We start from the raw sequence: 25,146 nt of genomic DNA, 5'->3' as shown, positions 1-25,146 counted from the left end.
GGCGGGCAAATACGTTCGGTCGCGGCGTTGGCCAGCTTCCTTTAGACGAATTGCCGCGTGCGGTACCGGAATCAGGTCGCGGCGACGTATTCGGTGCGGATCAGCTCTGACAGCTCCGTAAGAGCGTTAGCGGTACGCGCGTAGTTTCCCTTGTAGAAGAGCAGGGATTCCCGATCCGATGTGTCAAAGTGCCGGACCTCGCCCAGGAAGATGATGTGATCGCCGCCGTCATACTGATGCGTGTTTCGGCATTGGAATACCGCTGCGCAACCTGACAGGACAGGCGAGCCATCGATGCCATCCGTGCAGGGGACGCCCGAAAACTTGCCTTCCGCGCCTCGTGCGAAGCGGTTGGAGACATGTTCCTGGTCGGCTGCCAGGACGTGGATCACGAAACTCCCGGTCTTCTGGAATGCCTCGAGGCTGTAGGACTTCTTGGCGAGGCTCCACAGCACCAGGCGAGGCTCCAGCGATACCGAGCTGAAACTATTCACGGTCACGCCCCAGGGTTCTCCGTCGGGGGTGCGCGTTGTGACGATGGTTACGCCCGTGGCAAAGCGGCCGAGGGCATTCCGAAATTCGCGAGCGTCGGTCATGGCTGTCTCCTGTCGCCTGCTCAACCGTTGCACGGTGAGCAGGCTGCTTGCTTTCGTGTGGGTGATCTTTTTGCCTCAGGCGGCCTTGGACTGCGACTCTTCAGCGATCCAGGCCTCGGTGGCTTCCTCGTTGAACCAGTAGCTGCCATAGTCGCGCGGATCGTTGAATCCGTTGGCGATGCGCTGGGCGATGCGCGGCGCGTGCTGCGCTGTGGCCAGCAGTTTGACGATGTGGTCTGGCGGCGGGAAAAGCAGGGAATTTGTCCAACGGATGACCGGTTCGGCATAGCCTTCGTAAAGGCCGTCGAAGGTCTGCTGCATCCATGCCTTATCGAAGGGCTTGTCCCCATGGCGCAGGATGGCCTCGAAATAGTGCAGAGCGCCCTTGGTGGCGTTGTTCGAGCCCTGGCCGGTGATCGGATCGTTGACCATGACCGCGTCGCCGAGCCCCATTACATGCCGGCCGGAAGGCAGGGAAAGAGTAGGGTTGCGCACGGTCGGGGTGACGCGTCCGCTCAGGATCCCATTGGCATCGGTGAGTCGTACATTGGCACAGCGCTCGCTTTCCCACGGCAGGTAGTCGCGCAGGATGCCCAGGCAGACATCCAGATGCTGGTCGGCGGACTTGATGTCTGCCCAGCGGTCCATCGGGCCGCCAGGAATGGCTTCGAAGACCATGATGTCGCAGGCTTGCGTTTCGCAACTGCCCTGGGTGGTGAGGGCCGGGAAGACAAAGTACTCGCCGATGCCGGGAATCAGATTAAAGTTGACGCACTCAAACGGACCACTGCGCTGCATGCCCGTCACGTAAGCAAGTGCCAACTGGCGTTGGGGATGACGAACAGGCGAGCGTGCATCATTGCGTGTCAGCAGATTGACGATCTCTCCCTTGCCACCGGCCAGGAGAACAAGATCATGAGATTCGACCAAGGCTTCAAGCTGGGGAATCTCGACATTTTCGATACGTAGAATGCCGCCACGGCTTTCGAACTCCGCCATCCAGCCTGGCATCTTTACACGTTGATCAACAGACTGGGCGTAGGAATTCAGGCGGGCGCGCCAGTGGATGGCAACTTCGCCCTTGCCGTCGTCGGTGGGGATGGTCAGGCCGATGCCGTCCACCGTGGGGCACTGCCTTTCCCATTGATTCATCCGGAAATTGCGCTCGATCTGGAGTGCTTGGTCGAAGATGCACTGGGACGACATCACTTTGCCGCCCCATACCTCGTCAGCGGTGCGGTTTGTCACTAGCGTGACCTCATAGCCTTGATCCAGCAGGCCGCACCCGAGCAATAGTCCTGCCTGACCCGCGCCAACAATCGCAATCTTGCGTGGCGTGATCTTGTCGATGGAATGGGGGATCATGTGTCTCTCCTGTGGGATTGTCTTGTGTGCAATTCACTTCGTGCCGGGCGAACCGAGGTCGCCCGGAATCACCGGCCGGTTTATGCCGTCAGCCGGTTGATGGCTGCTTGCCGACCCTCGGGGCCGAGGGCGCCGTATCCGCCGTCACATGCATAGTCGGCGCCGGTAACAAAGGCGGAAGCATCTGACAGGAGGAAGCGAACCACTTGCGCGACTTCTTCTGGCTTGCCGAGCCGGCCGAGTGGGTGAAAATCTGCGGCGATACCGTCGGCTTTCGCCTTGTCGCCGCCGCTCAGCGCGCTGATGACGGAGGACCACGTCCAGCCCGGCGAGACGGAGTTGACTCGAATGTTGTCCGGGGCTAGATCCAATGCGGCGCTACGTGTGAATTGCTGCATCGCTGCCTTGGTAATCGGGTACAGCCAGCGCCCCGACTGCGCCACGCCCGCGGAGATCGAGGCAAAGTTGACGACCGCTCCGCCGCCGCGCTTTTTCATCTCCGGCACGCACGCCTTCAGCATCATCGCCGCGCCGACTACATTGACGTTGTAGGACTCCAGCCACTGCTCGCGTGTGGAATCGGCACCGTTATCCACGTAGGTGCAGGCGCAGTTGACGAGCAGGTCGATGCCGCGGAAGGTCTCCATGGTGTCGGCGATGCAGGCAGCGATGTCGGCATCGCTGGTCACGTCCACGGCCACATAGCGGCAGCGCTCCGGATGCCGCTCGGCAACATTGCGGCCGCCTTGCTGGTCGATGTCGACGACAACGACGTTGGCGCCAGCCGAGACCAGGGCCGATACCACGGCCTCGCCAATCATGGTCGCGCCACCGGTGACAATCGCCGTCTTGCCTTCGATTCCTTGCATGTCCGTCTCCACTTGTTGTATTGGCTCGCATGTAGCCATGTGCAACGTAGTTTGGTGTAGCGGTGATGACGCTGCTATCCACAATCCGCCGGCCAATATCCAGATAACGAGCCGTCGCTGGCGGACCGGGAAAAGGAGGCGGTGGAGTCAGGAAAAGGTGGGGCGGCAGCCTTGCCGGATGGCCGGGCGTGCAGGTATCCGTTCACGCGCGAGCGCGGCCTGGCGTTGTTGTATCAATGACTGCAAGTCAGTGAAACGGGTCGATGCCGCAGGGGTATTGCGAGGTCTAAAGAGCCCGCTGATTATCAACGCCCGGCATCGCTGACATGGCGCTCCGCTGCACCCCTGCGCAGGGTCGCCGACGGAGAAACGCCGAAGCGCTTCTTGTAATAGGCCGCAAACCGGCCGAGATGTGTAAAGCCAAAGCGATATGCAAGATCCGTGATGGAGGCCTGCTCCGCTCCGGCGGCAGCAATCAACGCTTGTCGGACGCAGTCCAGTCTCGCATCCCGCAGATAGGCTAACGGCGTCGTATTGAGATGGCGGCGAAAGCCTTCTTCCAGCGCCCGGATACTCACGCAGGCGACTTGCGCCAGGTCGGCGACGGTCAGCGGTGTGTCGGCATTCGCGCGGACATAATCTATCACCCGCTGCATATGACGTGGCCTGGCGGGCTCGGCGCTGCGCGCAAGGAGATAGGTGTGGGTGTGCGGTTGAAGCAGCAGCAGCGTCCGCAGCAGGTAGTCCTCCATCGACGCCACCGCGGCCGGGAACTGGAGCCAGTTGGTGCCGTGCTGGTCGATATTCCTGGTAAGGTCGAGTACGGACTGGCTCCATGCGTGCTGGGGCAGCCCCGGATCGAATGAAAGGGGCCCGCTGGGATCGCGCCCGGTCAGCAATGCGAAACGTTGCTCGATGGCTTCCTTCTGAATCCAGAGCAAGACTTGCGCACAATCCTCATGCCAGTGCATTCGGGTTGGGGTGTCTGGACTCAGCAAGCTGGCGGTGCGGACGTCGGAAAGTATCTCCTGCGAGCCACACTTGATTTCGGCATGGCCCGCAACCGGGATCTGGGCGAGATAGAAGTGCTCTAGGCAGCCAGGGTCGATCTCTACATGGGCGCCATAGGCAAGGAAGTTGAGTGCGGTCTCATGCAGTCGTACCAGGTTGTGCTGGACATGCAATTGCTGCAGTGCACCGATCACTCGCAGTTCATGCGGGCAAAATACCGAAGCGATCTTGCCCTGGGCCTCCTTCACATCCTCGGAGCGGAATGAGGGGTAGTTCGCCAGCATGCCTTGCGGCGCGCAGTTGTGGTCACGCGCCGGAGAAGACGGGATGTCGGCGGGTGACTGGGGGGCGGTCTGCATCGTCTCACTCCTGCAGGATTGCAGCGTGCCTGGCTCGCCTGCGAAGCGCAGGAAGCCCGCGCAATCAGTTACTTTATACCTAAACTTCCTGCGCGCGCCAAGAAGGCGGCCGGGCTGCCCTGTTGGCCGACCGCCAGGGAATCTCTGCGCGATCGTCGCCACGCTCCTTCTTGTCCATATAGTTTAGGCATAAAAATATGATTATGGAAATATGCGCTTCGAGCCGACGCGGGTAATCCGGTCGGCGCCTCGACGGGAGGCGCAGGGGGCAGATGCCGCTGGCGGACCTGATGCAGGGCATCCTGCGCGGGCGGTATTTCTCGCTGCTGGAGAACCAGGAATAGGACTGGTGCAGGTTTGCTTGCGGAGGAGGGAGGCCGCCGTCGGTCTCCGGGTTCATGGTCTATACTTAGATATGTGATATACAATATATTAAGTGTGCATAACGCCTCCTGCCGCCATGCTTGATCCCTCGCTGTTCGGTCGCCTGTCATTCACCTACGCGGATCCCGTCGACGGCCCGCTGCCACCCGGGCGTAACCCGCTGGGCGTGGCCCCGGAGCGCGATGCCGTGCTGTTCGTTCCGGACGGCCTGCCGGAGAGCGGGCCGGTGCCGCTGCTGGTGATGTTCCACGGCGCGGGCGGGTTTCCGGAAAAGGTGCTGCCGCATATCGAGCCGCATGCGCGGCGCCACAAGTTCCTGGTGCTGGCGCCGCATTCGCTCTACCCGACCTGGGACATCGTGATCGGCGGCAACGGCCCCGACCTGGAGCGGCTGCGCCAGGCGCTGATCGCGGTGACATCGCGTTACCGGGTCGACGCGGGCCGGCTGGCCTTTGCGGGCTTCTCGGACGGGGCCAGCTACGCGCTGTCGATCGGCATCACCAACGGCGACATTGCCAGCCATGTGATTGCGTTCTCCGGCGGCTTCATGTCGGTGTTCATGCAGGAGGGCGCTCCCAGGGTGTTTGTCGCGCACGGGCTGGCTGACGAGCAACTGCCGGTTGTCACCAGCGGCCGCGCCCATGCGGCCAGGCTGAAGGCCGCGGGCTACGACGTGCAGTACGTCGAGTTCGATGGCCTGCATGTCATCCATCCGCCCGTGGTCGAGCGCGCGATCGATTTCTTCCTGCAGTGAAACCCCGGCCGCTGGCCGGCGCGGCCACGCCATTCAACGGGAGTGCGGTACATGGATTTCGAGATTCCAGAGGCGCTGATCCACCCCCTGCTGGCGATGATCGAAACCGGGTCACGGTTGGCGCGGCAGTTGCAGGAGCACGGCGTCTGCCACGGCAATATGCTGGTGTCGAGCAAGCTATTCGATGCGCAGTCGCTGAGCTCGCTCTACACGCTGAGCAAGACGCAAAACGAGCGCGCGCTGATGTTCCAGATGCTGGCGCTGGACAATGTCTACAACGCGCCGCAGGCGCGCGTGATTCCGGGGCTGGACCAGCTGGTGGCGGGGCTGGCCGCCTACCTGTCGCGCGATGCCATCGATGGCTGGCTGTACCAGCGCAGCCGCGACGGCGTGCTGCTGCCCTGGCTGGTGCGCCGGATGCGCTATGTGTCGCCCGAGCAGGGCATGCCTTATGTGGTGGTGGACATGCTGGCCAACACCATGCAGTCGGCCAACTCCACGCTGACTGACCACCACCTACGCCGCTCCGGCATGACCACGTCGATGGTGATCACCCGCGACGACATCGCTAACCGCACCATCCCGGAGTTGCTGGCCGAGTTCGGCTTCTACAAGGAGTGCGCGGAATTCCGGCACGAATACGAGCAGCATGCGCAGCGCTTCGTGCGCTACCAGCGCCGCTTCGGCGCGCAGTTTGTCGCCACCCGCGCGGCGTTCTCGCTCGATGCCAAGGGACCCGCCGAGCTGACGCCGATTGCCGACACCGCGGGCGCGCGCTGCGTGAATGATGAGGAACGGCTGGAGCGCCGCTTCGAGATGACCTGCGACCCGGCGTTCTGGCGCGATGCCGGGGTCATGGAGGGCTTTGAGCGCGTGCCGCTGCATGGCTACGTGCACCTGTTCCACCTGGAGTGGCATCGCAACATCTGGGTGCATGTGCAGCACCTGACCGAGTATCGCTACCAGCCGGCCCTGCGCGACAAGCTGGTCCTGCCCGCGCATCACCGCGACCTGATCGATATCCTGACCTCGCACATGGACATGCTGGTGCCGGACTTCGTGCCCGGCAAGTCCGGCGGTACCACCATCCTGTGCCAGGGCGCCCCAGGCCTGGGCAAGACGCTGACCGCGGAGATCTACGCCGAGGTGGTGGGCAAGCCGCTGTACCGCGTGCATTCCGGGCAGCTGGGCACCACTGCCGCGTCGGTCGGTGCCACGCTGATGACGATCCTGCGCCGGGCCATGCGCTGGAACGCGATCCTGCTGCTGGACGAGGCCGACGTCTATATCCGCTGCCGCGACAACGACCTGGAGCACAACGCCATCGTCGCGGAATTCCTGCGCACGCTGGAGTACTTCAACGGCCTGCTGTTCATGACCACCAACCGCATCGGCGACGTCGACGATGCCATCCTGTCGCGCTGCATCGCGACCATCCATTACGAAACGCCGTGCAAGCAAGACGCCATGCGGCTGTGGCGCCTGCAGGCCGGGCAGTTCGGCGCGGAACTGGGCGACGCGCTGATCGATGCGCTGACCGCCGCCTACCCCAAGGCGAGCGGACGCGACATCAAGGAGCTGCTGAAGCTGGCAACCCGCTACGGCAAGGCCAAGGGGATCCCGCTGTCGGAAGACGTGTTCCGGCTGTGCGGGCAGTTCCGCGGGATAGGGTAAGGCGCCGGTGCGCGGGTATCATGGGCCATCTGTGCAGGCAACCGCGCCCCGATCCCCGATGAGCCTCGACCCCGCCGAACTCCAGGCCATACGCCCCTACCTGCTGCGCTTTGCCCGCCTGCAGCTGCGGGACGAGGCGGTGGCCGAGGATGCCGTCTCGGAAACGCTGCTGGCGGCGCTGGAGCACCCTGAGCGCTTCGCCGGCCAGTCAACGCTGCGCACCTACCTGGTTGGCATCCTCAAGCACAAGATCATCGACACCCTGCGCAGCGGCAAACGTGAGGTCAGGCTGGCGCTGGCCACCGATGCCGAAGGCCAGCCGCAATCCGACGACGATGCCTTCGATGTGCTGTTCACGCGCAACGGCCACTACCAGGACCCGCCGTCCGACTGGGGCAACCCGGAACGCGCCTTTGAGCGCCGCGAGTTCTTCGAGATCCTGCAGCTTTGCGTGGACCGCCTGCCGGAGCGCACCGGCCGGATCTTCATGATGCGCGAGTGGCTGGAGCTGGACACCGAAGAAATCTGTCAGCATTTGCAGATCAGCGCGACCAATGCCTGGGCGATGCTGTACCGCGCCCGCATGCGCCTGCGCGAATGCCTGGAACTGCACTGGTTCGGCCAGCGCGGCCGGCCCGGCAAGGCCGGTTGAGCCCGGCCCCCGCCCATGCAACGGATAAGTCACTGACCTACATGCCAGATTCCCGCCCCTCCCGCCGCCTGCTGCCGAACTGTGAAGAGGTGCATCACCTCACCATGAAGGGCCTGGACCGGCCGCTGTCATGGGGCGAGCGGCTGCGCATGCGCGCCCACCTGGCGATCTGTGACGCCTGCACCAGCTTCAGCGCCCAAATGCGGACCCTGCGCGAGGCCATGCACAGGCTGGGGCGCGACGAATGACAGAAGGCCAGCGGATCCGCTGGCCTTCTTGCTGGCTGGGTGCCGATATCGCTCAGGCGCGAGCGCCTTCGCCGTAGGGGTCGAAGCGGCCAGCGCGGCTGCCTTCGGTAAAGGTGTCGAAGCTGCGCGACGGCGATGCCGACACGCCGCTGCGCTCCAGCCCGGCCACCGTGCGGGCGCCGTCGACAAACGGATCGGCCTTGCCCACGCGGGCGCCTTCCGTGAACACATCGTGGCTGCGGAACTCATAACCATACTTGTCGCCGGGCACGGTGCTGCGGAAGCTGTAGCCGTACTTGTCGCCGGGCAGCTGCTCGGCGACGGTGGCGGCTTGCGCGGCGCCCAGGGCAGCCAGCGACAGGAGCAGGGCGGTAGCGAGGCGGGTGGTCTTGGTCATGATGGTTCTCCTTAAGCTCGTTGAATTTGTCAGAAGGCTTTGCGTTGTGTGCGTGCCGTTCATGTACAGAACTATAGAAGCGCCATCGATACGGAAACAGGCCAGTTGCCGGACAAGTTATTCAAAAAAAATGAATTTACGGCCGAGGGCGGAAGCGGCCCGTGGCATGACGCAAATGTAATGTCCCCGTCGCCGGAATGCCCGGCGCGGCTCGGTTAAACTTGCGGCTCGCTGCAATCCCCCGTCGCCTGATGCCAGGCGGCCAGGGCAGCTGCCACTTCCCTTATGCAACGGCTCATCCTCATCCTTCTTGCGCTCGTCCTGCCGCTCCAGTTCGCCTGGGCGGGAGCCGCCGCGTATTGCCGACATGAGGTGGCGGCTCCGGCCAAGGCCCATTTCGGGCACCATGAGCACCAGCACAAGGCCGACAGCGGCAAGCAGGACCAGCCCGCGCAGGACAAGGCCAAGCTCGGCCTGCCCGATCCCGACTGCGGCGTCTGCCATATCGCTTCGCTGCCGTTTGCACGGGCCGACGCGCCCGACGTGCACGCCATGCGCCGGGTGGAACTGGCGCCACCGGCGCCGCAGCCCAGCTTCTCTTCGCACAGTGCGCGGGCGCCCGACCGTCCGCAGTGGCCGCGTCTCGCTTAACCGGCGAGACGACGCTTCCATTTCATGGTCTTCCTGATTTCCTGACGTCAGGCGTCTCGCCGAATTCTCCCGGTTTCTTTCCTGGTGCAATTCGATGCGAAGACTTTTGCTGCCGCTTGGGCTGGCGGCCGTTCTATTCAGCCCACATGGCGTCGCGCAGACGCCGCCCCCTGCCATGGCGCAGCCATCGGCATCCTTGCCGGCCTCGGGCCAAGAGCCTGCCGGCACGCTGAGCCTCGACGCCGCGCTGGCGCTGGCCGAAGCCGGCAGCTTCGCGTTGTCCGCGGCGGGCAAGGAGCTTGACGCCACCGAGGGCGATGTCACGCAGGCGCGCGTGCTGCCCAATCCCGAACTGGCCGTGTCGATGGAAGACACGCGCAAGGCCACGCGCTCCACCACCGGCCAGATCAACCTGCCGATCGAACTCGGCGGCAAGCGCGCCGCGCGCATCGGTGTGGCCGAGCGCGGGCGCGAACTGGCGCAGGCCGAGCTGGGCGGCGCACGCGCCGAGCTGCGCGCCGCGGTGATCGCACGCTTCTTTGGCGTGCTGGTGGCGCAGGAACGCGTCAAGCTGGCCGAAGGCTCGGTCGGCATCGCCAGCAAGGCGGCCGCGGCGGCCGGGCGGCGCGTGGCCGCCGGCAAGGTCGCGCCCCTGGAAGAAACGCGCGCCAGGGTCGAACAGGCCAATGCCGAGCTGGAACTGGCCGAGGCTACCGGCGCGCTGCAATCCGCACGTCAGTCGCTGGCCACGCTGTGGGGCAACGCCTTGCCGCACTTTGCGCAGGCGCAGGGCGACCTTGACGCACTGCCCTCGCGCCCCGCGCCGGCAGCGCTGCAAGCGGCGCTGGAAGACTCGCCTCAACTGGCGGCAAGCCGCCTCGTGGCCGAGCGCAGCCGCGCCGAAGTCGCCGTGGCGCGCAGCCGCCAGTATCCCGACGTGACCGTGAGCCTGGGCGCCAAGCGCGACAACGAGGCCAACCGCAATATGGCCGTGCTGGGCGTGGCGATCCCGCTGCCGCTGTTTGACCGCAACCAGGGCAACCTCTACGCCGCATTGCGCCGGGCCGACAAGGCGCAGGACACGCACGCGGCCACGCGCATCCGCCTGGTGGGTGAGCTGCAGCAGGCGTCGACGCAGCTGTCGGTATCGCGCGCCGCGGCGCAGACGCTGCAGGCCTCGGTGCTGCCCGCGGCGGAGCAGGCCTATGCCGCCGCCTCGCGCGGGTTCGAGGCCGGCAAATTCAATTTCCTCGATGTGCTGGATGCCCAGCGCACGCTGTTCCAGGCGCGCATCCGCTACCTGGACGTGCTGGCCCGCACCTATGACGCGGCGGCCAGCATCGACCGCATCCTCGGACACTGATACGGACGCCGAAGACATGGCAATGAGCAAGCAACAACGGGCCGCCGTGGTGGCCATCCTGGTCGCGGGGCTGCTGGGCGGCGCGGCGATCCTGTTCACCGGCAAGGGCGGCAGCGCCACCGGCGAGGCCGGGCACGGGCAAGCCGAGCATGGCGACGAGCACGAACATGGCAAGGAAGGAGACAATGCGGCCGCGCACGCTGACGCCAGCGCTCCCGCGGCGAAGCCGGAAGCCGAAGGCAAGCCGCACCTGATCGCGCTGACGCCCGCGCAGATCCAGCAGGCCGGCATCGGCATCGCCACCGCCGCCGCGGCGCCGCTGCGCAGCAGCGTCGATTTCCCCGGCGAGATCCGCTTCAATGAAGACCGCACCGCGCACGTGGTGCCGCGCGTGGCGGGCGTTGCGCAGGCGGTGCCGGTCAACCTTGGCCAGCAGGTACGCAAGGGCGAAGTGCTGGCGCTGCTCGCCAGCACGACGCTGGCCGAGCAGCGCAGCGAGCTGCTGGCGGCGCAGAAGCGCGAGGCGCTGGCGCGTGCCACCTACGCGCGCGAGAAGACGCTGTGGCAGGAGAAGATCTCTGCCGAGCAGGATTACCAGCAGGCCCGCACGGCGCTTGAGGAAGCGCAGATCGCGGTCCAGAACGCGCGCCAGAAGCTGACCGCGATTGGCGCCACGGAGAAGAGCGCGGGCAAGGGCGGCAGCCTGAACCAGTTTGCGCTGCGTGCCCCGTTCGATGGCATCGTGGTCGAGAAGCACCTGGCGCTGGGCGAAGCGGTCCAGGAAGCCACCAGCGTCTTCACCGTCTCCGACCTGAGTTCGGTGTGGGCGGAGTTCGTGGTGTCCGCGCGCGACCTAGACCAGGTGCGTGTGGGCGAAGCGGTCACGGTGCGCTCGAGCGCCTCGGACACGCAGGCCGAGGGCAAGGTGTCCTACGTCGGCGCGCTGCTGGGCGAGCAGACGCGCACGGCCAAGGCGCGCGTGACGCTGGCCAATCCCGGCATGGCGTGGCGCCCGGGGCTGTTCGTCACGGTCAGCGTGCTGGGCGCGCCGGCGCAGGTGCCGGTGACGGTGGCGGCCGACGCGGTGCAGCAGGTCGACGGCAAGAGCGTGGTGTTCATCGCCGTGCCGGGCGGGTTTGCGGTGCAGCCGGTCAAGACCGGGCGCGCTGGTGGCAAGCTGGTGGAGGTGACCGAGGGCCTGCAGGCCGGCGCGCGCTACGCCGCGGCCAACAGCTTCATCCTCAAGTCCGAGCTGGGCAAAGCCAGCGCCGGGCATGAGCACTGAGCGGAGGCACGCATGTTTGAACGCCTGATCCGCTTTGCCATCGAGCAACGCTGGCTGGTCCTGCTGGCGGTGCTGGGCATGGCCGCGCTGGGCCTGTACAGCTACACCCGGCTGCCGATCGACGCGGTGCCCGATATCACCAACGTGCAGGTGCAGATCAACACCGCAGCGCACGGCTATTCGCCGCTGGAGACCGAGCAGCGCATCACCTATCCGGTCGAGACCGTGATGGCGGGCCTGCCCGGGCTGGAGCAGACCCGCTCGCTGTCGCGCTACGGGCTGTCGCAGGTGACGGTGATCTTCCGCGACGGCACCGATATCCACTTTGCGCGCCAGCTGGTCAACCAGCGCATCCAGGAAGCGCGCGACAAGCTGCCCGCCGGCATCACGCCCGCGATGGGCCCGATCTCGACCGGGCTGGGCGAAATCTACCTGTGGACGGTCGAGGCCGACCCCGGCGCGCGCAAGCCGGACGGCACGCCGTATACGCTGTCGGACCTGCGCGAGATCCAGGACTGGGTGATCCGCCCGCAGCTGCGCAACGTGCCCGGCGTGACCGAGGTCAATGCCATCGGCGGCCATGCGCGCGCCTATGTGGTTGCGCCCAGCCTGGAGCGCATGGCGTCGTACGGGTTGTCGCTGGCCGACGTGGTGAGCGCGCTGGAGAAGAACAACGACAACGTCGGCGCCGGCTATATCGAGCGCCGCGGCGAGCAGTACCTGGTGCGCGTGCCGGGGCAGGTGCGCTCGCTCGACGATATCCGCGACGTGATCGTCGGCACCGCGCAGGGCCAGCCGATCCGCGTGCGCGACGTGGCCACCGTGCAGACCGGCGGCGAGCTGCGCACCGGCGCGGCCACCGAGAACGGCCGCGAGGTGGTGCTGGGCACCGTGTTCATGCTGATCGGCGAGAACAGCCGCACGGTGTCGCAGGCGGCGGACCGCAAGATGGCCGAGATCAACCGTACCCTGCCCAAGGGCGTGCAGGCCGTCACGGTGTACGACCGTACCACGCTGGTCGACAAGGCCATTGCCACGGTCAAGAAAAACCTGCTGGAAGGTGCGGTGCTGGTGATCGCCATCCTGTTCCTGTTCCTGGGCAACCTGCGCGCGGCGCTGATCACCGCGCTGGTGATCCCGCTGTCGATGCTGTTCACCTTCACGGGCATGGTGCAATACCGCATCAGTGCCAACCTGATGAGCCTGGGGGCGCTGGACTTCGGCATCATTGTCGACGGTGCCGTGGTGATCGTCGAGAACTGCGTGCGCCGGCTGGCGCATGCGCAGGAGCGCCACGGCCGGCCCCTCACGCGCGGCGAACGCCTGCATGAAGTCTTTGCCGCGGCGCGCGAGGCGCGCCGGCCGCTGTTGTACGGGCAGCTGATCATCATGGTGGTGTACCTGCCGATCTTTGCGCTGACCGGGGTGGAGGGCAAGATGTTCCACCCGATGGCCTTCACCGTGGTGCTGGCGCTGCTGGGCGCGATGGTGCTGTCGGTGACCTTCGTGCCGGCGGCGGTGGCGCTGTTCATCGGGAACCGCGTGGCCGAGCGCGAGAACCGGTTGATGGCCTGGGCGCGCCGCCGCTACGCGGTGCTGCTGGAGCGCTCGCTGGCCGCGACGCCGGTGGTGCTGACGTTTGCCGGCGTGGCGGTGGCATTGTGTCTGGCCATCGGCACGCGCCTGGGCAGTGAGTTCGTGCCCAGCCTGAACGAGGGCGACCTGGCGATCCAGGCCTTGCGCATCCCCGGCACCAGCCTGACGCAATCGGTGGCGATGCAGCAGCAGGTGGAAACCGCGCTGAAGGCCAAATTCCCGGAGATCGAGCGCATCTTTGCGCGCACCGGCACCGCGGAGATCGCCTCCGACCCGATGCCGCCGAATATCTCCGACGGCTACATCATGCTCAAGCCTGTGTCGCAATGGCCCGAGCCCCGCCGCACGCGCGACGAGCTGATCGCCGCGATCCGCGATGAGGTGGGCAAGCTGCCGGGCAACAATTATGAGTTCTCGCAACCGATCCAGCTGCGCTTCAATGAGCTGATCTCGGGCGTGCGCTCCGACGTGGCGGTCAAGGTGTTCGGCGACGACAACGCCGTGCTGGAGCAGACCGCCAATCGCATCGCGGCAGTGCTGCAGGGCATCCCCGGCGCGGCCGAGGTGAAGGTCGAACAGACCACCGGCCTGCCGATGCTGACGGTGCAGATCGACCGCAACAAGGCGGCGCGCTACGGCCTGAACCTGAGCGATATCCAGGATGCGGTGGCGATCGGCATCGGTGGCAAGGTGTCGGGCACCTTCTTCAGCGGCGACCGGCGCTTCGACATCGTGGTGCGCCTGCCCGATGCCGTGCGCGAGGACGTGGAAGCGCTGCGGCGCCTGCCGGTGCCGTTGCCGAAGGAGGCAGCGGCGCGCACCAGCTATATCCCCCTGAGCGAAGTCGCCAGCGTGGAGATCGCGCCGGGCCCCAACCAGGTCTCGCGCGAGAACGGCAAGCGCCGCATCGTGGTCAGCGCCAATGTGCGCGGGCGCGATATCGGCAGCTTCGTGCCCGAGGCCGAGGCTGCCATCCGCGCGCGCGTGCAGATCCCGGCGGGCTACTGGACCAGCTGGGGCGGCACCTTCGAGCAGCTGCAGTCGGCCACCGCGCGGCTGCGCATAGTAGTGCCGCTGGCGCTGGGCATGGTGTTCGTGCTGCTGTTCGCCATGTTCGGCAACGTCAAGGACGGGCTGCTGGTCTTCACCGGCATCCCGTTCGCGCTGACCGGCGGCATCCTGGCGCTATGGCTGCGCGGCATTCCGCTGTCGATCTCGGCGGCGGTGGGCTTTATCGCCTTGTGCGGCGTGGCGGTGCTCAACGGGCTGGTGATGCTGTCGTTTATCCGCTCGCTGCGCGAGGATGGCCATGGGCTGGATGCGGCGATCCGCGATGGGGCATTGACGCGGCTGAGGCCGGTGCTGATGACGGCGCTGGTTGCCTCGCTTGGCTTCGTGCCGATGGCCTTGGCAACGGGCACGGGTGCCGAAGTGCAGCGCCCGCTGGCGACAGTCGTCATCGGCGGCATCCTGTCGTCGACGGCGCTGACCTTGCTGGTGTTGCCGGTGCTGTACCAGCTGGCGCACCGGAACGACGAGGCGGTGGCGGACGCGGCGCAGGGGGAGGGGGAGTTTGCGCGGGTGGAAACGTAAGCTGCGAAGCCACGTTGAAGCCACTGGGTTTCCGCGAAGGCGGGAACCCAGTGGCTTTTGCAAAGGCAATCGACCTTTCATGACGCCATGAAGCGTTCACCCCCGCGCACGCGGCAAACTGGCAGCACATCCAGTCCCCAACGTGCCGCCATGCAGACAGCCACCCTGCCCGATACCGGGATCGACCCGCTTCGCGCCGTCACCGATCCCGACCCCTACCCGTACTACCGGGAGCTGGCCACCCGCCAGCCGTTCTACCGCGATGACCGTCTCGGCCTGTGGGTCGCCGCCGGCCCGCGTGAAGTGGCGGCAGTGCTGGCCCATCCTGACTGCCGCGTACGCCCGCCGGCGCAGCCAGTACCGCCCGCGCTGGCCGGAACCGCAGCCGGTGACCTGTTCGGCCGCCTGATCCGGATGAACGACGGCGCTGCCCACGCACCACTGAAGCAGATCCTGATGCCGATGCTGGCGGGCCTTGACGCGGCCGCCACAGCGCGGCGCGCGGCGGCGATGGCAACGATGATCGATGCTGGCGCTGCCGCCGGTACGTCTGGCGAGCGCGTCAACCGCTGGCTCTTCACATTGCCTGTGGTGACAGTGGCCGACCTGCTCGGTTTGCCCATTGCCGAAGGTGGCAAGGCGGCCGAGGTCGCACAACGCGTCGCGGCCTTCGCCGCCGCGCAGTCGCAGCTGGCCGATGTGCACACCGTCCGTGCCGGTGCTGACGCCGCGCAATGGCTGGGCGCGTGGCTTGCCGGTGCCACGCCGGGCGACGGCCCGCTTCCGGCGCTGCATCAAGCCGCGCATGCCGCCGGCATCGACGCGCAGGCTGTCGCCGCCAACATCATCGGCCTGCTGGTGCAGGCCTGCGAAGCCACCGCGGCGCTGGCCGGGAATACGCTGCTGCGGCTGGGTCGCGACACGCCGCAGTCAGAGTTGCCGCTCGATGCCGTGGTGGCGCGGGTCGCCCGGGAGGATCCGCCGGTGCAGAATACGCGCCGCTTCCTGGCCGCCGATGCGCAACTGTGCGGCCACGCCGTCAAGGCCGGCGATGCGGTGCTGGTGCTGCTGGCCGCGGCGTCGTGCAGTGGTGCCGCAGCCGGCGAGCGGCCATGGACCTTCGGCCACGGCCGCCATGCCTGTCCCGGTGACCGCGTGGCGCAGGCGCTGGCTGCTGCCACGGTGGCAGCGCTGCGTGCGCGTGGTGCCGATCCGGCCGCGCTGGCGCAGGCGTTCCGCTATCGTCCGTCGCTAAACGCGCGCATTCCGCATTTCCTTTGATCCCCGCCATTGCCCCAGGAGACAACATGATCGCAGTCATCTTCGAAGTCGAGCCCGCAACGGGCCGGCAGGACAACTACCTCGACATCGCCGCGCACCTGCGCCCGCAGCTGGAAGCCATCGACGGCTTTATCTCGGTGGAGCGCTTCCAGAGCCTGACCAACCCCAACAAGCTGCTGTCGCTGTCGTTCTTCCGCGACGAGGCCGCGGTGATCGCCTGGCGCAATACGCTGGCGCATCGCCAGGCGCAGGCGGCCGGTCGCGGCGGCGTGTTTGCCGGCTACCGGCTGCGCGTGGCGCAGGTGCTGCGCGACTACGGGCTGAATGAGCGCGACCAGGCGCCGGCGGACAGCCGCGCGGTGCATGACCACAAGGCGGGCTGAAGGAGGCGCAGCGATGACGATGGAAGCGATCGGCACCCAAGCCGCCTTTATCGGGCTGACGTTCTTGCTGGCAGGCTTTGTCAAAGGGGTGGTGGGCCTGGGCTTGCCCACGGTTGCGGTGGGCATGCTAGGGCTGGTGATGCCGCCCGCGCAGGCGGCGGCGCTGCTGGTGGCGCCGTCGATGGTGACCAACGTGGTGCAGTTGTTCAGCGGCGCGCGCTTCGGGCAACTGATGCAACGGCTGTGGCCGATGCTGGTGGCGATCTGTGCCGGCACCTGGCTGTGTGCGGCATGGGTGCCGGCCGGCATGATGACGCACGCGACCTCGGCCTTGGGTGTGGCGCTGGTGCTGTACGCGGTGGTCGGGCTGGCCGCGGTGAAGCTGGTGGTGCCGGCGGGGGCGGAGCGGTGGCTCGGGCCGTTGATCGGGCTGGTCACGGGTGGCATTACGGCGGTGACCGGTGTGTTCGTGATTCCCGCCGTGCCTTACCTGCAGGGGCTCGGGCTGGACAAGGAAAGCCTGGTGCAGGCGCTCGGGCTGTCGTTCACGGTATCGACCATTGCGCTGGCGGTGAGCCTGGCCATGGGCGGGTCGCTGCTGCATTTGCCGGTGCTGGGCGCCTCGGCGCTGGCGCTGGTGCCGGCGCTCGGCGGCATGTTCCTGGGCCAGTGGCTGCGCCACCGGATCAGCGCCGAGCGCTTCCGCAAGCTGTTCTTCTGCGGGCTGCTGGTGTTGGGCGGCGAACTGGCGCTGCGAGGGCTGTGATCAAGCCCCCATGCTCCCCGCCCTGCACGCTCAGTGGCTGGCCTGCACCGTGCGGCCGTTCAGCGGCTGCACCGGACGGGCGTTCATCGGATAAAGCTGGCGGAATGCGGCCAACTGCGCAGGCGACACTTCCACCGGCGTCTTGAGCACCTGCCAGCGCACGTCCTCGCTGCACGGTGGCGTGGTCAGCGAGCCGGTGAAGGCCCAGTACGACTGCCGGGCCGGCAGCAACGCCGCCACATCCAGCGGCGCCATCAGTTCACGCGACTCCCCGGCCTTGGCCGGCAGGCTCGCGAAGACGGGTTTCAGCGCCGCATTCTCCCGCCCGGACTTGAACAGCACCGCCACCACCGCCAGCTTGCCTTCTGCATTCTGGTGCACCAGGTGCGCGACCAGCGGATAGGTCTTGCCGTTGATCTTCTCTTCGCTGGGCGTATGGAAGTGGAACTGCAGCAGCTTGTAGGCCACACCGTCGAGTTCGATCTGCCCCGCGGCGGGCAGGTTGACCTGCACGGTGTGGCCGTTGTTGACCACGGTGGCGGGCGCCGCGGCGTAGCCAAAGCCGATCGGCTTCAGGTCCGCGGGTTGGGTCTTGCCGGTGCGGATATCGATGGGCGACTGGTGCTTGCCCAGCGCACAGGTCTTGTAGTCCTGGTCGAGCTTGGCCCAGTGGCTGGTACCGGTTGGTCCGATATAGCTCCAGTGCGGGTCATTGCCGGCCCACGCGGCAGGTGCAAGCAAGGCGGTGCAAACGGTGATAATCGGCAGCCTGATGTTCATTGTCGATGCGTCCTAGTGTTGGTAACCCCTTGGTTTCCGACGTGGTGTTATCAAGCTGTCCCAGTCTTGAGTGCCGGGTCTTTGCCCGGCCGGGAATCATGCAGCAAAACTGCCGTCCAGCGAATAAGGCATTGCTGAATTCCGGTCTGCACTGCATTTAACAGGGGTATGGACTGCATGCACGCATGCGATTGATGCATGCCGCGCATGCCGTCATGGAACGGACACGGCGCCGACATCTCACGTGGCACGCTCCACAGGCATCCCCGCTCAGCCGGGGATGCCTGCCTGCCACCGTTTGTCTCGGGATTTCAGCCAGGCCGCGCGCCGGCCTGGTTCGACTCCAGTTGCGCGCGTACCGCGGAGATATGGTCGCCCGCGGCATCGACGGCGTTCTCCAGGTCGCTGGTGCTGCAGCCCAGCTCCCGGCACCAGTACTGCACTTCAAGCGGATCCATCAGGTTGATGCGGCCAGGATCCAGCGGCCTGAACTCGCTTGTCACATCGCTCATGCTTGCCTCCTGTCCATGTCTCGGGGCGACACGGCCCTTGCATTGTAGGCAGTCATCCGGCGCGCGTTGCATGCAAGACGGCCTGAGCTTGCGCATATGATGTACGGGTTACCCCAGCCGACAGGACGCCGCATGCCCCGCTCATCCGGTGCAAAACTCTGGTCCACGCTGAACAAGGCCGCGGCCCGCAATGCGCGCCGCATGCAGCGCGCCGTCAACCAGAACCTGACCAAGCCGATGACCGAGGCCATCGTGCGCAACGCGGTGAAGCAATCGGCTGCAGTCACGGCCGCCACCCAGCGCGCACTGTCGGGCGTGGTATCGCCGGTGCAGGCGCCGCAGAACCGCGGCAGCGGGCGCTGGGAGGAAGGCGCATGGGGCGCGCCACTGGCACCGCGCCGCTACCGCATCTTCGTGCCGGCCGGCGTCACGGCGTCGCGTCGCGCGCCGATGCTGGTGCTGCTGCATGGCTGCGGCCAGGACGCCGCCAGCTTTGCCGCGGTCACGCGCGCCGCCGCCGTGGCGCGCGAAGCCGGCTGGGTGGTGCTGCTGCCTGAACAGACCTCGCAGGCCAATGCACAGCGCTGCTGGAACTGGTTCCGGCCCGCCGCGCAGGGTGGCGTCGAAGCCGGGCTGCTGATGGCGCTGATCGACCAGGCTTGCCGCGGCCATCCGGTTGCCGTCGACCGCGTCAGCGTGCTGGGACTGTCCGCGGGCGGCGCGATGGCGCTGATGCTGGGGCTACGCTACCCGGAGCGCTTCGCCGCGGTCGGCTCGCACTCCGGCGCGGTGCCCTGGAGCGCCACCAATGCCGCCCAGGCAGCGCGTGCCATGCGCGGGGGGCACGGGCCCGATGCCAAGGCCATGCAGGCGCTGCGGTTCGGGCTGGCGGGGCGCCGCCCGCCGCCGTTGCTATTGCTGCATGGCGATGCCGACCACGTGGTCGACTTCAGCAATGCCACCGCCGCGGCGGGCATGTGGATGCACCTGCAGCCGGAGGATGCGCACCCGCTGTCCGCGGTGCCGGCACGGCGCATCCAGCGCGGCATGCGCCGTGCCATGGATGTCTTCGACTGGATGGAGGGAAAGTCCCCTTACGTTCGCCTAGTGCGGATCGAGGGTCTGGGTCACGCCTGGAGCGGCGGGGCAGGCGGCCAGGCGTTCTCCGATCCGGCGGGACCGGATGGGTTGAAGCTGGCGTTGCGGTTTTTTCTGGCGGTTTGGGGGTGAGAGAGTAGTCTTGACGCCGCACAACGGGTGAGGTTCTCTTCAGGCCTGAGACCTACCCCAGCCTGACAGGCTCAATCACCACATCACTGGCCGGACAAGCCACACACGGCAGGATCAGCCCCTCTTCCCTCTCATCCAGACTCAACCCCGGCCATTCGATCCGATAGCGGATCGTCCCCGCATGCAGCCGGCTGGCGCAGGCGCGGCAGGTGCCATTGCGGCAAGAGTTGGGCAGCGCCACGCCTTCGAGCAGTGCAGCTTCCAGCAGGCTCAACGCCGCCGGCGCGGCGAAGCGGGTATTGCCTGGCAGCACGCTTGCGGTGAATTCCGCGCGGTCGTCCGGCGCCACCGGCTCGCGTTCAGCCATGGGCCTCATCCTCCGCTTCCGGGAATTGGGCGCGTCCGTGGGTCGTGTCGCGCAGGGCATCGCGCGCGGCGTCGAGCTGGGTTGCGGGCATGCGCAGGACCAGCGTGGCCTGCGCGCCATAGGCGGTGCCGGCCAGCGTGCAGCCTGGCTGCGCTTCATAGTCGAGCCAGCGGCGCACGCGCGGCTCGTCGGCATAGTCGACTGACACCGTCAGGGTGCCGTAGGCGATGCGTTCCACGCGCTCGGCCTTTTTCAGCGCGGCCGCGATGGCATCGGTGTAAGCGCGCACCAACCCGCCCGCCCCCAGTTTGACGCCACCGTAATAGCGCACCACCGCCGCCAGCACGCCGTCCAGGTCATGGTGGCGCAGCACTTCCAGGATGGGCCGGCCGGCGGTGCCGGAGGGCTCGCCATCGTCGGACATGCCCGAGGCGCCGCCAGCCAGCAATGCCCAGCACACGTGGGTGGCGGTGGGGTGCTCGGCGCGCAGCGCCTGCAGTGCCGCCATGGCGGCGTCACGGTCGGCAACGGGCAGCGCCAGCGCCAGGAAGCGGCTCTTGCGGATTTCGATCTCGGCCTGGACGGGGGTGGCTAGCGTGTATGTGGGCAAGCGGCAGGGCGGAAGGGGGGGCAGAAACGGAGGCTGCCGGCATTCAACGGATCCGCGCCTGTGGAGCCGCGGATGCAAAGGGCGAGTGTACCGCAGCGGCATCCGGGGCTTGGCCGAAAGCGCCGCTTTTGTGTCGTATCGTCAACTTGTTGTCACAAACTGCGCCTACGATCCGCTCCGGCCATGCGCAATGCCGCCCGCCGCCCGCCTGTGCCAACAGGTGCCCGGTCCCACCCGCGGGGGCCGGCGCAAATACGCAGTGAACAACATATCCCTTCCTCTTCCCCGGATCGAGAACATGCTTGAACAACCCAATGCTGGCCGCCGCAAGGCCCTGAAGCTCCTGGCCGGCGCGCCGATGCTGCCGCTTGGCCTTGCCTCCACCGGCCTGCTGGCAGGTTGCGGCGGTGGCGACGACGCTGTCGCCGCGCCGCTTCCGCCGGCCCAGGCCGCCACGTTCACCACGGCCGAGTTCGTCGGCATGAGCGCGCCGACGCTGGCTACGCCGGACGCGATGGCGACAACCACGGTGGGCTCCAGCCTCAACGTGTCGTTCAGCGACGGCAGCAGCCAGACCTACAAGCTGGCCTACCAGCCGTTCTTCATCACCGGCGACACCCTGCCCGACGGCAAGGGCGGCACCATCCTGGCCGGCGGCTACTACGACATCAACAACAGGCCGATCATGGACACCTCCGTGGCCGGCAAGGAACGCCAGTTCTTCTCCGACGCGCCGGACGGCAGCTCGCTGCTGACCCTGGCCAACCCGACCGTGCCCGGCGTCAAGGGCAAGACGGTGTTTGCGGTGGTGCAGTTCGAGTACACCACGCGCAACCAGGGCAATGCCAGCATGTACGGCCTGCTGCCGTCGCCCATCGCGGTGGTGACGCTGGACCAGGACCCGGCCACCGGCAAGCTGACCCCGGTCAAGTACCACAACGTCGATACCTCGGGCGTCAACGGCCTGTGGATCACCTGCGGCGCCAGCCTGTCGCCGTGGAACACCCACCTGTCGAGCGAAGAGTACGAGACCGACCTGCTGAACGCCAGCGCGGTCACGCAGCTGCAGGGCTACAGCCAGAACCTGTACGGCGACCCGGCGCGCGCCAACGCCTACCACTACGGCCACCTGCCGGAAGTCACGGTCAACCCGGACGGCACCGGCACCATCAAGAAGCACTACTGCCTGGGCCGCATCTCGCATGAACTGGTGCAGGTCATGCCCGACGAGCGCACCGTGCTGATGGGCGACGATGCCACCAACGGCGGCCTGTTCCTGTTTATCGCCGACCGCGCCCGCGACCTGTCGTCCGGCACGCTGTACGTGGCCAAGTGGCACCAGACCTCGGGCGTGGGCCCGGGCAGCGCCACGCTGTCGTGGATCAGGCTGGGCAGCGCCACCAGTGCCGAAATCCGCGCGCTGGTCGACGGCGGCATCAAGCTGGCCGACATCATGGACGTCAAGACCGCCGATCCGGCTGATGTCAGCTACACCCGCATCCTCTACAACGGCAAGCCGAACTGGGTGAAGCTGATGCCGGGCATGGAAAAGGCCGCGGCGTTCCTGGAAACGCACCGCTACGCCGCACTGGTCGGCGGCAGCCTGGGCTTCACCAAGATGGAAGGCACCACGGTCAACATCAAGGACAAGAAGGCCTACTCGGCAATGTCGCGCATCGAGTCGAGCATGCTCACGGCCAATGCCGCCAACGCCGGCGACATCCAGGTGGAAGGCCCGTACTCCGGCGCCGTCTATGAGCTGAACCTGAAGGGCGGCCAGGCCGACAAGACCGGCACGGCCATCAACAGCGAATGGGTGCCGGTCGACATGGCGGCGGTGCCGGCGCTGGTCAGCGAAGACCTGGGCGGCGGCAAGATGAAGCAGCAGGATGCGCTGGGCAACTTTGCCAACCCTGACAAGGTCGCCACGCCCGACAACCTGAAGTTCTCGGAAAAGCTGCGCACGCTGTTTGTCGGCGAGGACAGCAATACCCACGTCAACAATTTCCTGTGGGCGTACAACGTCGATACCAAGGTGCTCAGCCGCGTGCTGTCGTGCCCGGTCGGCGCCGAATCCACGGGCCTGCACGCGGTGGACGAGATCAACGGCTGGACCTATGTGATGAGCAACTTCCAGCACGTTGGCGACTGGGAATCGCCGCTGCACGACAAGGTCCGGCCCGCGCTTGAGGCGAAGGTGATGGCCAACTACAAGGACCGCTTCGGTGCCGCCGTGGGCTACCTGACGGGCGACCCGACTGGCGTCAGGCTGGCCAAGGCCTGACGCGGTAGCGCAGTGCCAGGATGAAGGCGGCGGGCTTCGGCCCGCCGTTTTTTGTTGGGGCGCGATCGTCTAACATGGCAACTCCGGCATCATGCCCAGCCTCCCGCCCGTCATGCCTGACCAGCTTCCGCACATCCACTCCGCGCGCCTCAGCCTGCTGCCCTTTCGCGGCGACGACGCAGCCGAGGCCTTTGCCTGCATCACCCCGACGCTTGCGCGATTCATGGACTGGGAGCCATCGCCCACGCCGGCGGCTTTCGAAGCCGTGTGGCAAGGCTGGCTGATAGGCATGGCGCGAGGTTCGGAATGTGTGCTCACCATCCGGCGTGCCGACGACGGGCTGTTCCTGGGGCTGGCGGGATTGCACCACGCCGACACGCCCGCGCCGGAACTCGGCATCTGGATCCGCGAGGACTGCCACGGCCATGCCTTCGGCCTGGAAGCGGTCACCGCGCTGGCGCAATGGGCGCAGGACAACCTGTCGCCGGCGCACCTGGTCTATCCGGTGGCCGAACAGAACTGGCCCAGCCGCCGGATCGCAGAGTCGCTTGGCGGCACGGTCGTGGGCCAGGCCACGACCCTCAAGTTTGAGCGCTTGATCTACCAGATCCCGGGGCGCCGTTGAGGTACAGCGGCATCGCATCCTGCCCAGGCTGCCGCCCCTCATCAGCTGACACGCAGCCCCTCAGGGCGGAGCGCCCCCCGGCGGGCCGATTCTGCTACGCTAGGCGCTTTCCCCCGCTGAGCATGCCATCATGACCGGCTCGACCCAAGACCCCGACGCACGCCGCATGGCGCCCGCCACCGAGCGCAACCGCGAGCCTATCCTTGCGGTGTTGCGCAACGTGCTGCCCGCCAGCGGCACGGTACTGGAAATTGCCAGCGGCACCGGCCAGCATGCCGTGCACTTTGCCGCAGCGCTGCCGGGACTGACCTGGCAGCCAAGCGATCCGGAAGCCGCCGCGCGCGCGTCGATCGCAGCCTGGACCGCGCATGCGGGCCTGGCCAATGTGCGCGCGCCGCTGGCGCTGGATGTCTGCCGCCAGCCATGGGGCATCGATGCCGCGGATGCGGTGGTGTGCATCAACATGATCCATATTGCCCCATGGGCCGCGGCCGAGGCGCTGTTCGAGGGCGCCGGCAAGCTGCTGGGCCCTGGCGGCGTGCTGTTCCTGTACGGCCCCTATCGCCGCGGCGGCGCGCATACGGCGCCGAGCAACGCGGCCTTCGACGCGCAATTGCGCGCCACCGACCCCGACTGGGGCGTGCGCGACATGGAAGCCGTGATCGCGCTGGGCGAGGCGCAGGGCATGCGCTGCGACGAGCCGGTGCCAATGCCGGCCAACAACTTCAGCCTAACGTTCCATGTCAATGGAATCAAATAGTTAGCGTATTTTCTTGGGTGCGGCACAAGCGCCATCAGAACGCCTTGCTGATTTCCAGCCCGCCATAGAATGCGCGCGGCTGCCCACCGGTCTTCTTGACACCACCATAGAAGCCAAGCTTCACGGTCTGGCCGAGCGAGATGCCGGTCAGCACCAGACCGCCCTGCGTGGAGTGGTAAAACGGATCGCCATGCTTGATGACCTCCGCGCCGGCCCACGCATCGCCGAAAATCTTGTAGAGAATCCGGCCGCGCGCCCAATACGCCTTGGGCCCGATGTTGTAGCTCGCGATCCCGTTGACGGCCCAGTGTTGCGCGAACTCCTGCTGGCCGAGGACTGTCAATGCCAGGCCCCATTCGCCGCCGTCGGCACGGTTATCGGCGCCTTCTGGCGACACGCGATTGTAGCGATAGCGCGCGCCGGCCGTGGCTTCAACCCAGCCGGTCTTCCAGCCCTTCTGTACGCCAAGCGCCGCCTCGGCCGACTGTCCGTTCACTGACACCGTCGTGCCGTTCGAGCCGTACTTGTAGTGGTAGTCGCTGACGACGAGCTTCTGGGTGAGGAAGGGCACCGGCAGCCAATTGCCGGTGACACCAGCGTATTCGCTACGCTCACCTCCACCGGCGAAGCTTGCCCCGCCGAACAACGTGCCCGCCATAGCCGGCAACGGGACGATGGCCGCGCCACAGAGGGTTACGATGGCGAGCGCACGGTCGGCCCGAATATTCTTGCGCGTGTCCTGCGTCATGCG

The 25,146-nt window shown here is 66.7% G+C and carries 25 protein-coding genes; 15 read left to right on the top strand and 10 right to left on the bottom strand.

What is annotated here, in order from left to right; genetic code table 11:
- Positions 1-71 precede the first annotated feature (71 nt).
- The 4 genes from KB879_RS17220 to KB879_RS17205 form a co-directional block, all read right to left on the bottom strand.
- Positions 72-596, bottom strand: coding sequence for a flavin reductase family protein (locus KB879_RS17220; RefSeq protein ID WP_013953987.1), 525 nt, complete (start codon positions 594-596; stop codon positions 72-74).
- Positions 597-671: 75 nt separating this feature from the next.
- Positions 672-1,961 carry a styrene monooxygenase/indole monooxygenase family protein gene (locus KB879_RS17215; protein ID WP_211979481.1) on the bottom strand — a complete coding sequence of 430 codons (1,290 nt, stop codon included), beginning with the start codon at positions 1,959-1,961 and terminating at the stop codon, positions 672-674.
- Between the two features lie 80 nt (positions 1,962-2,041).
- Positions 2,042-2,830, bottom strand: coding sequence for an SDR family oxidoreductase (locus tag KB879_RS17210; protein ID WP_013953985.1), 789 nt, complete (start codon positions 2,828-2,830; stop codon positions 2,042-2,044).
- Positions 2,831-3,135: 305 nt separating this feature from the next.
- Positions 3,136-4,200, bottom strand: a complete 1,065-nt coding sequence (locus KB879_RS17205) for an AraC family transcriptional regulator (RefSeq protein WP_211979480.1) — start codon at positions 4,198-4,200, stop codon at positions 3,136-3,138.
- A 460-nt stretch (positions 4,201-4,660) separates the two neighbouring features.
- On the opposite strand from KB879_RS17205, the gene KB879_RS17200 reads away from it, so the two are divergent.
- Genes KB879_RS17200 through KB879_RS17185 form a run of 4 tightly spaced genes read left to right on the top strand, consistent with a single transcriptional unit; the run spans position 4,661 to position 7,912 of the window.
- Positions 4,661-5,338 (top strand): alpha/beta hydrolase, encoded by a 678-nt coding sequence (locus tag KB879_RS17200; protein ID WP_013953983.1) that lies wholly within the window; start codon positions 4,661-4,663, stop codon positions 5,336-5,338.
- 51 nt (positions 5,339-5,389) lie between these two features.
- Complete coding sequence (locus tag KB879_RS17195; RefSeq protein ID WP_211979479.1) at positions 5,390-7,012, top strand: ATP-binding protein; 1,623 nt, start codon at positions 5,390-5,392, stop codon at positions 7,010-7,012.
- A 58-nt stretch (positions 7,013-7,070) separates the two neighbouring features.
- Positions 7,071-7,664: a sigma-70 family RNA polymerase sigma factor gene (locus KB879_RS17190; protein WP_211979478.1), complete on the top strand. Its 594-nt coding sequence runs from the start codon at positions 7,071-7,073 to the stop codon at positions 7,662-7,664.
- A 41-nt stretch (positions 7,665-7,705) separates the two neighbouring features.
- Positions 7,706-7,912 carry a zf-HC2 domain-containing protein gene (locus tag KB879_RS17185; protein WP_013953980.1) on the top strand — a complete coding sequence of 69 codons (207 nt, stop codon included), beginning with the start codon at positions 7,706-7,708 and terminating at the stop codon, positions 7,910-7,912.
- Positions 7,913-7,964: 52 nt separating this feature from the next.
- Here KB879_RS17185 and KB879_RS17180 read toward each other — a convergent pair whose 3' ends face one another.
- Positions 7,965-8,309: a hypothetical protein gene (locus tag KB879_RS17180; protein ID WP_013953979.1), complete on the bottom strand. Its 345-nt coding sequence runs from the start codon at positions 8,307-8,309 to the stop codon at positions 7,965-7,967.
- 285 nt (positions 8,310-8,594) lie between these two features.
- Here KB879_RS17180 and czcI point away from each other — a divergent pair, with 285 nt between their 5' ends.
- The 7 genes from czcI (at position 8,595) to KB879_RS17145 (ending at position 17,227) form a co-directional block, all read left to right on the top strand.
- Positions 8,595-8,960, top strand: coding sequence for a cation efflux protein, CzcI family (gene czcI / locus KB879_RS17175; RefSeq protein WP_211979477.1), 366 nt, complete (start codon positions 8,595-8,597; stop codon positions 8,958-8,960).
- Between the two features lie 94 nt (positions 8,961-9,054).
- Positions 9,055-10,323 carry a TolC family protein gene (locus KB879_RS17170; RefSeq protein WP_013953977.1) on the top strand — a complete coding sequence of 423 codons (1,269 nt, stop codon included), beginning with the start codon at positions 9,055-9,057 and terminating at the stop codon, positions 10,321-10,323.
- A 16-nt stretch (positions 10,324-10,339) separates the two neighbouring features.
- Positions 10,340-11,608 (top strand): efflux RND transporter periplasmic adaptor subunit, encoded by a 1,269-nt coding sequence (locus tag KB879_RS17165; protein WP_211979476.1) that lies wholly within the window; start codon positions 10,340-10,342, stop codon positions 11,606-11,608.
- Positions 11,609-11,620: 12 nt separating this feature from the next.
- A complete protein-coding gene (locus KB879_RS17160) occupies positions 11,621-14,797 on the top strand; it encodes a CusA/CzcA family heavy metal efflux RND transporter (RefSeq protein WP_211979475.1) in 3,177 nt (1,058 codons plus the stop codon).
- A gap of 150 nt (positions 14,798-14,947) precedes the next feature.
- The gene (locus tag KB879_RS17155) at positions 14,948-16,078 is read left to right on the top strand and encodes a cytochrome P450 (RefSeq protein ID WP_211979474.1); all 1,131 of its coding nucleotides are present in this window, start codon (positions 14,948-14,950) and stop codon (positions 16,076-16,078) included.
- A 26-nt stretch (positions 16,079-16,104) separates the two neighbouring features.
- Positions 16,105-16,461 carry an antibiotic biosynthesis monooxygenase gene (locus tag KB879_RS17150; protein WP_211979473.1) on the top strand — a complete coding sequence of 119 codons (357 nt, stop codon included), beginning with the start codon at positions 16,105-16,107 and terminating at the stop codon, positions 16,459-16,461.
- 13 nt (positions 16,462-16,474) lie between these two features.
- Positions 16,475-17,227: a sulfite exporter TauE/SafE family protein gene (locus KB879_RS17145; protein ID WP_013953972.1), complete on the top strand. Its 753-nt coding sequence runs from the start codon at positions 16,475-16,477 to the stop codon at positions 17,225-17,227.
- Positions 17,228-17,257: 30 nt separating this feature from the next.
- Here the strand turns inward: KB879_RS17145 and KB879_RS17140 are convergent, their stop codons facing one another.
- Positions 17,258-18,007 (bottom strand): carbonic anhydrase, encoded by a 750-nt coding sequence (locus KB879_RS17140; RefSeq protein ID WP_211979472.1) that lies wholly within the window; start codon positions 18,005-18,007, stop codon positions 17,258-17,260.
- 311 nt (positions 18,008-18,318) lie between these two features.
- Entirely contained in the window at positions 18,319-18,519 is a 201-nt protein-coding gene (locus tag KB879_RS17135) for a DUF3606 domain-containing protein (protein WP_018314584.1), read from the bottom strand.
- 132 nt (positions 18,520-18,651) lie between these two features.
- Between KB879_RS17135 and KB879_RS17130 the strand changes: the two genes are divergently transcribed.
- Positions 18,652-19,749 (top strand): PHB depolymerase family esterase, encoded by a 1,098-nt coding sequence (locus KB879_RS17130; protein ID WP_211979471.1) that lies wholly within the window; start codon positions 18,652-18,654, stop codon positions 19,747-19,749.
- A gap of 52 nt (positions 19,750-19,801) precedes the next feature.
- Here KB879_RS17130 and KB879_RS17125 read toward each other — a convergent pair whose 3' ends face one another.
- Entirely contained in the window at positions 19,802-20,116 is a 315-nt protein-coding gene (locus tag KB879_RS17125) for a 2Fe-2S iron-sulfur cluster-binding protein (RefSeq protein WP_153954096.1), read from the bottom strand.
- Complete coding sequence (locus KB879_RS17120; protein WP_211979470.1) at positions 20,109-20,726, bottom strand: YigZ family protein; 618 nt, start codon at positions 20,724-20,726, stop codon at positions 20,109-20,111. The genes KB879_RS17125 and KB879_RS17120 overlap by 8 nt, the downstream gene beginning before the upstream one ends.
- 298 nt (positions 20,727-21,024) lie before the next feature.
- Between KB879_RS17120 and KB879_RS17115 the strand changes: the two genes are divergently transcribed.
- From KB879_RS17115 to KB879_RS17105, 3 genes are all read left to right on the top strand, one after another.
- Complete coding sequence (locus KB879_RS17115) at positions 21,025-23,010, top strand: PhoX family phosphatase (RefSeq protein ID WP_211979469.1); 1,986 nt, start codon at positions 21,025-21,027, stop codon at positions 23,008-23,010.
- A gap of 112 nt (positions 23,011-23,122) precedes the next feature.
- The gene (locus KB879_RS17110) at positions 23,123-23,635 is read left to right on the top strand and encodes a GNAT family N-acetyltransferase (RefSeq protein WP_041228739.1); all 513 of its coding nucleotides are present in this window, start codon (positions 23,123-23,125) and stop codon (positions 23,633-23,635) included.
- A 130-nt stretch (positions 23,636-23,765) separates the two neighbouring features.
- Positions 23,766-24,395: a DUF938 domain-containing protein gene (locus KB879_RS17105; protein WP_013953965.1), complete on the top strand. Its 630-nt coding sequence runs from the start codon at positions 23,766-23,768 to the stop codon at positions 24,393-24,395.
- Positions 24,396-24,429: 34 nt separating this feature from the next.
- Here KB879_RS17105 and bcsS read toward each other — a convergent pair whose 3' ends face one another.
- Positions 24,430-25,143 (bottom strand): cellulose biosynthesis protein BcsS, encoded by a 714-nt coding sequence (gene bcsS, locus KB879_RS17100; RefSeq protein ID WP_211979468.1) that lies wholly within the window; start codon positions 25,141-25,143, stop codon positions 24,430-24,432.
- Positions 25,144-25,146: the final 3 nt, after the last annotated feature.

This window comes from Cupriavidus sp. KK10 (genome assembly GCF_018223725.1).
GTDB lineage: Bacteria > Pseudomonadota > Gammaproteobacteria > Burkholderiales > Burkholderiaceae > Cupriavidus > Cupriavidus necator.
The sequence above is the reverse complement of the archived record's forward strand: the minus strand, read 5'-3'. Positions and strand labels throughout refer to the sequence as shown.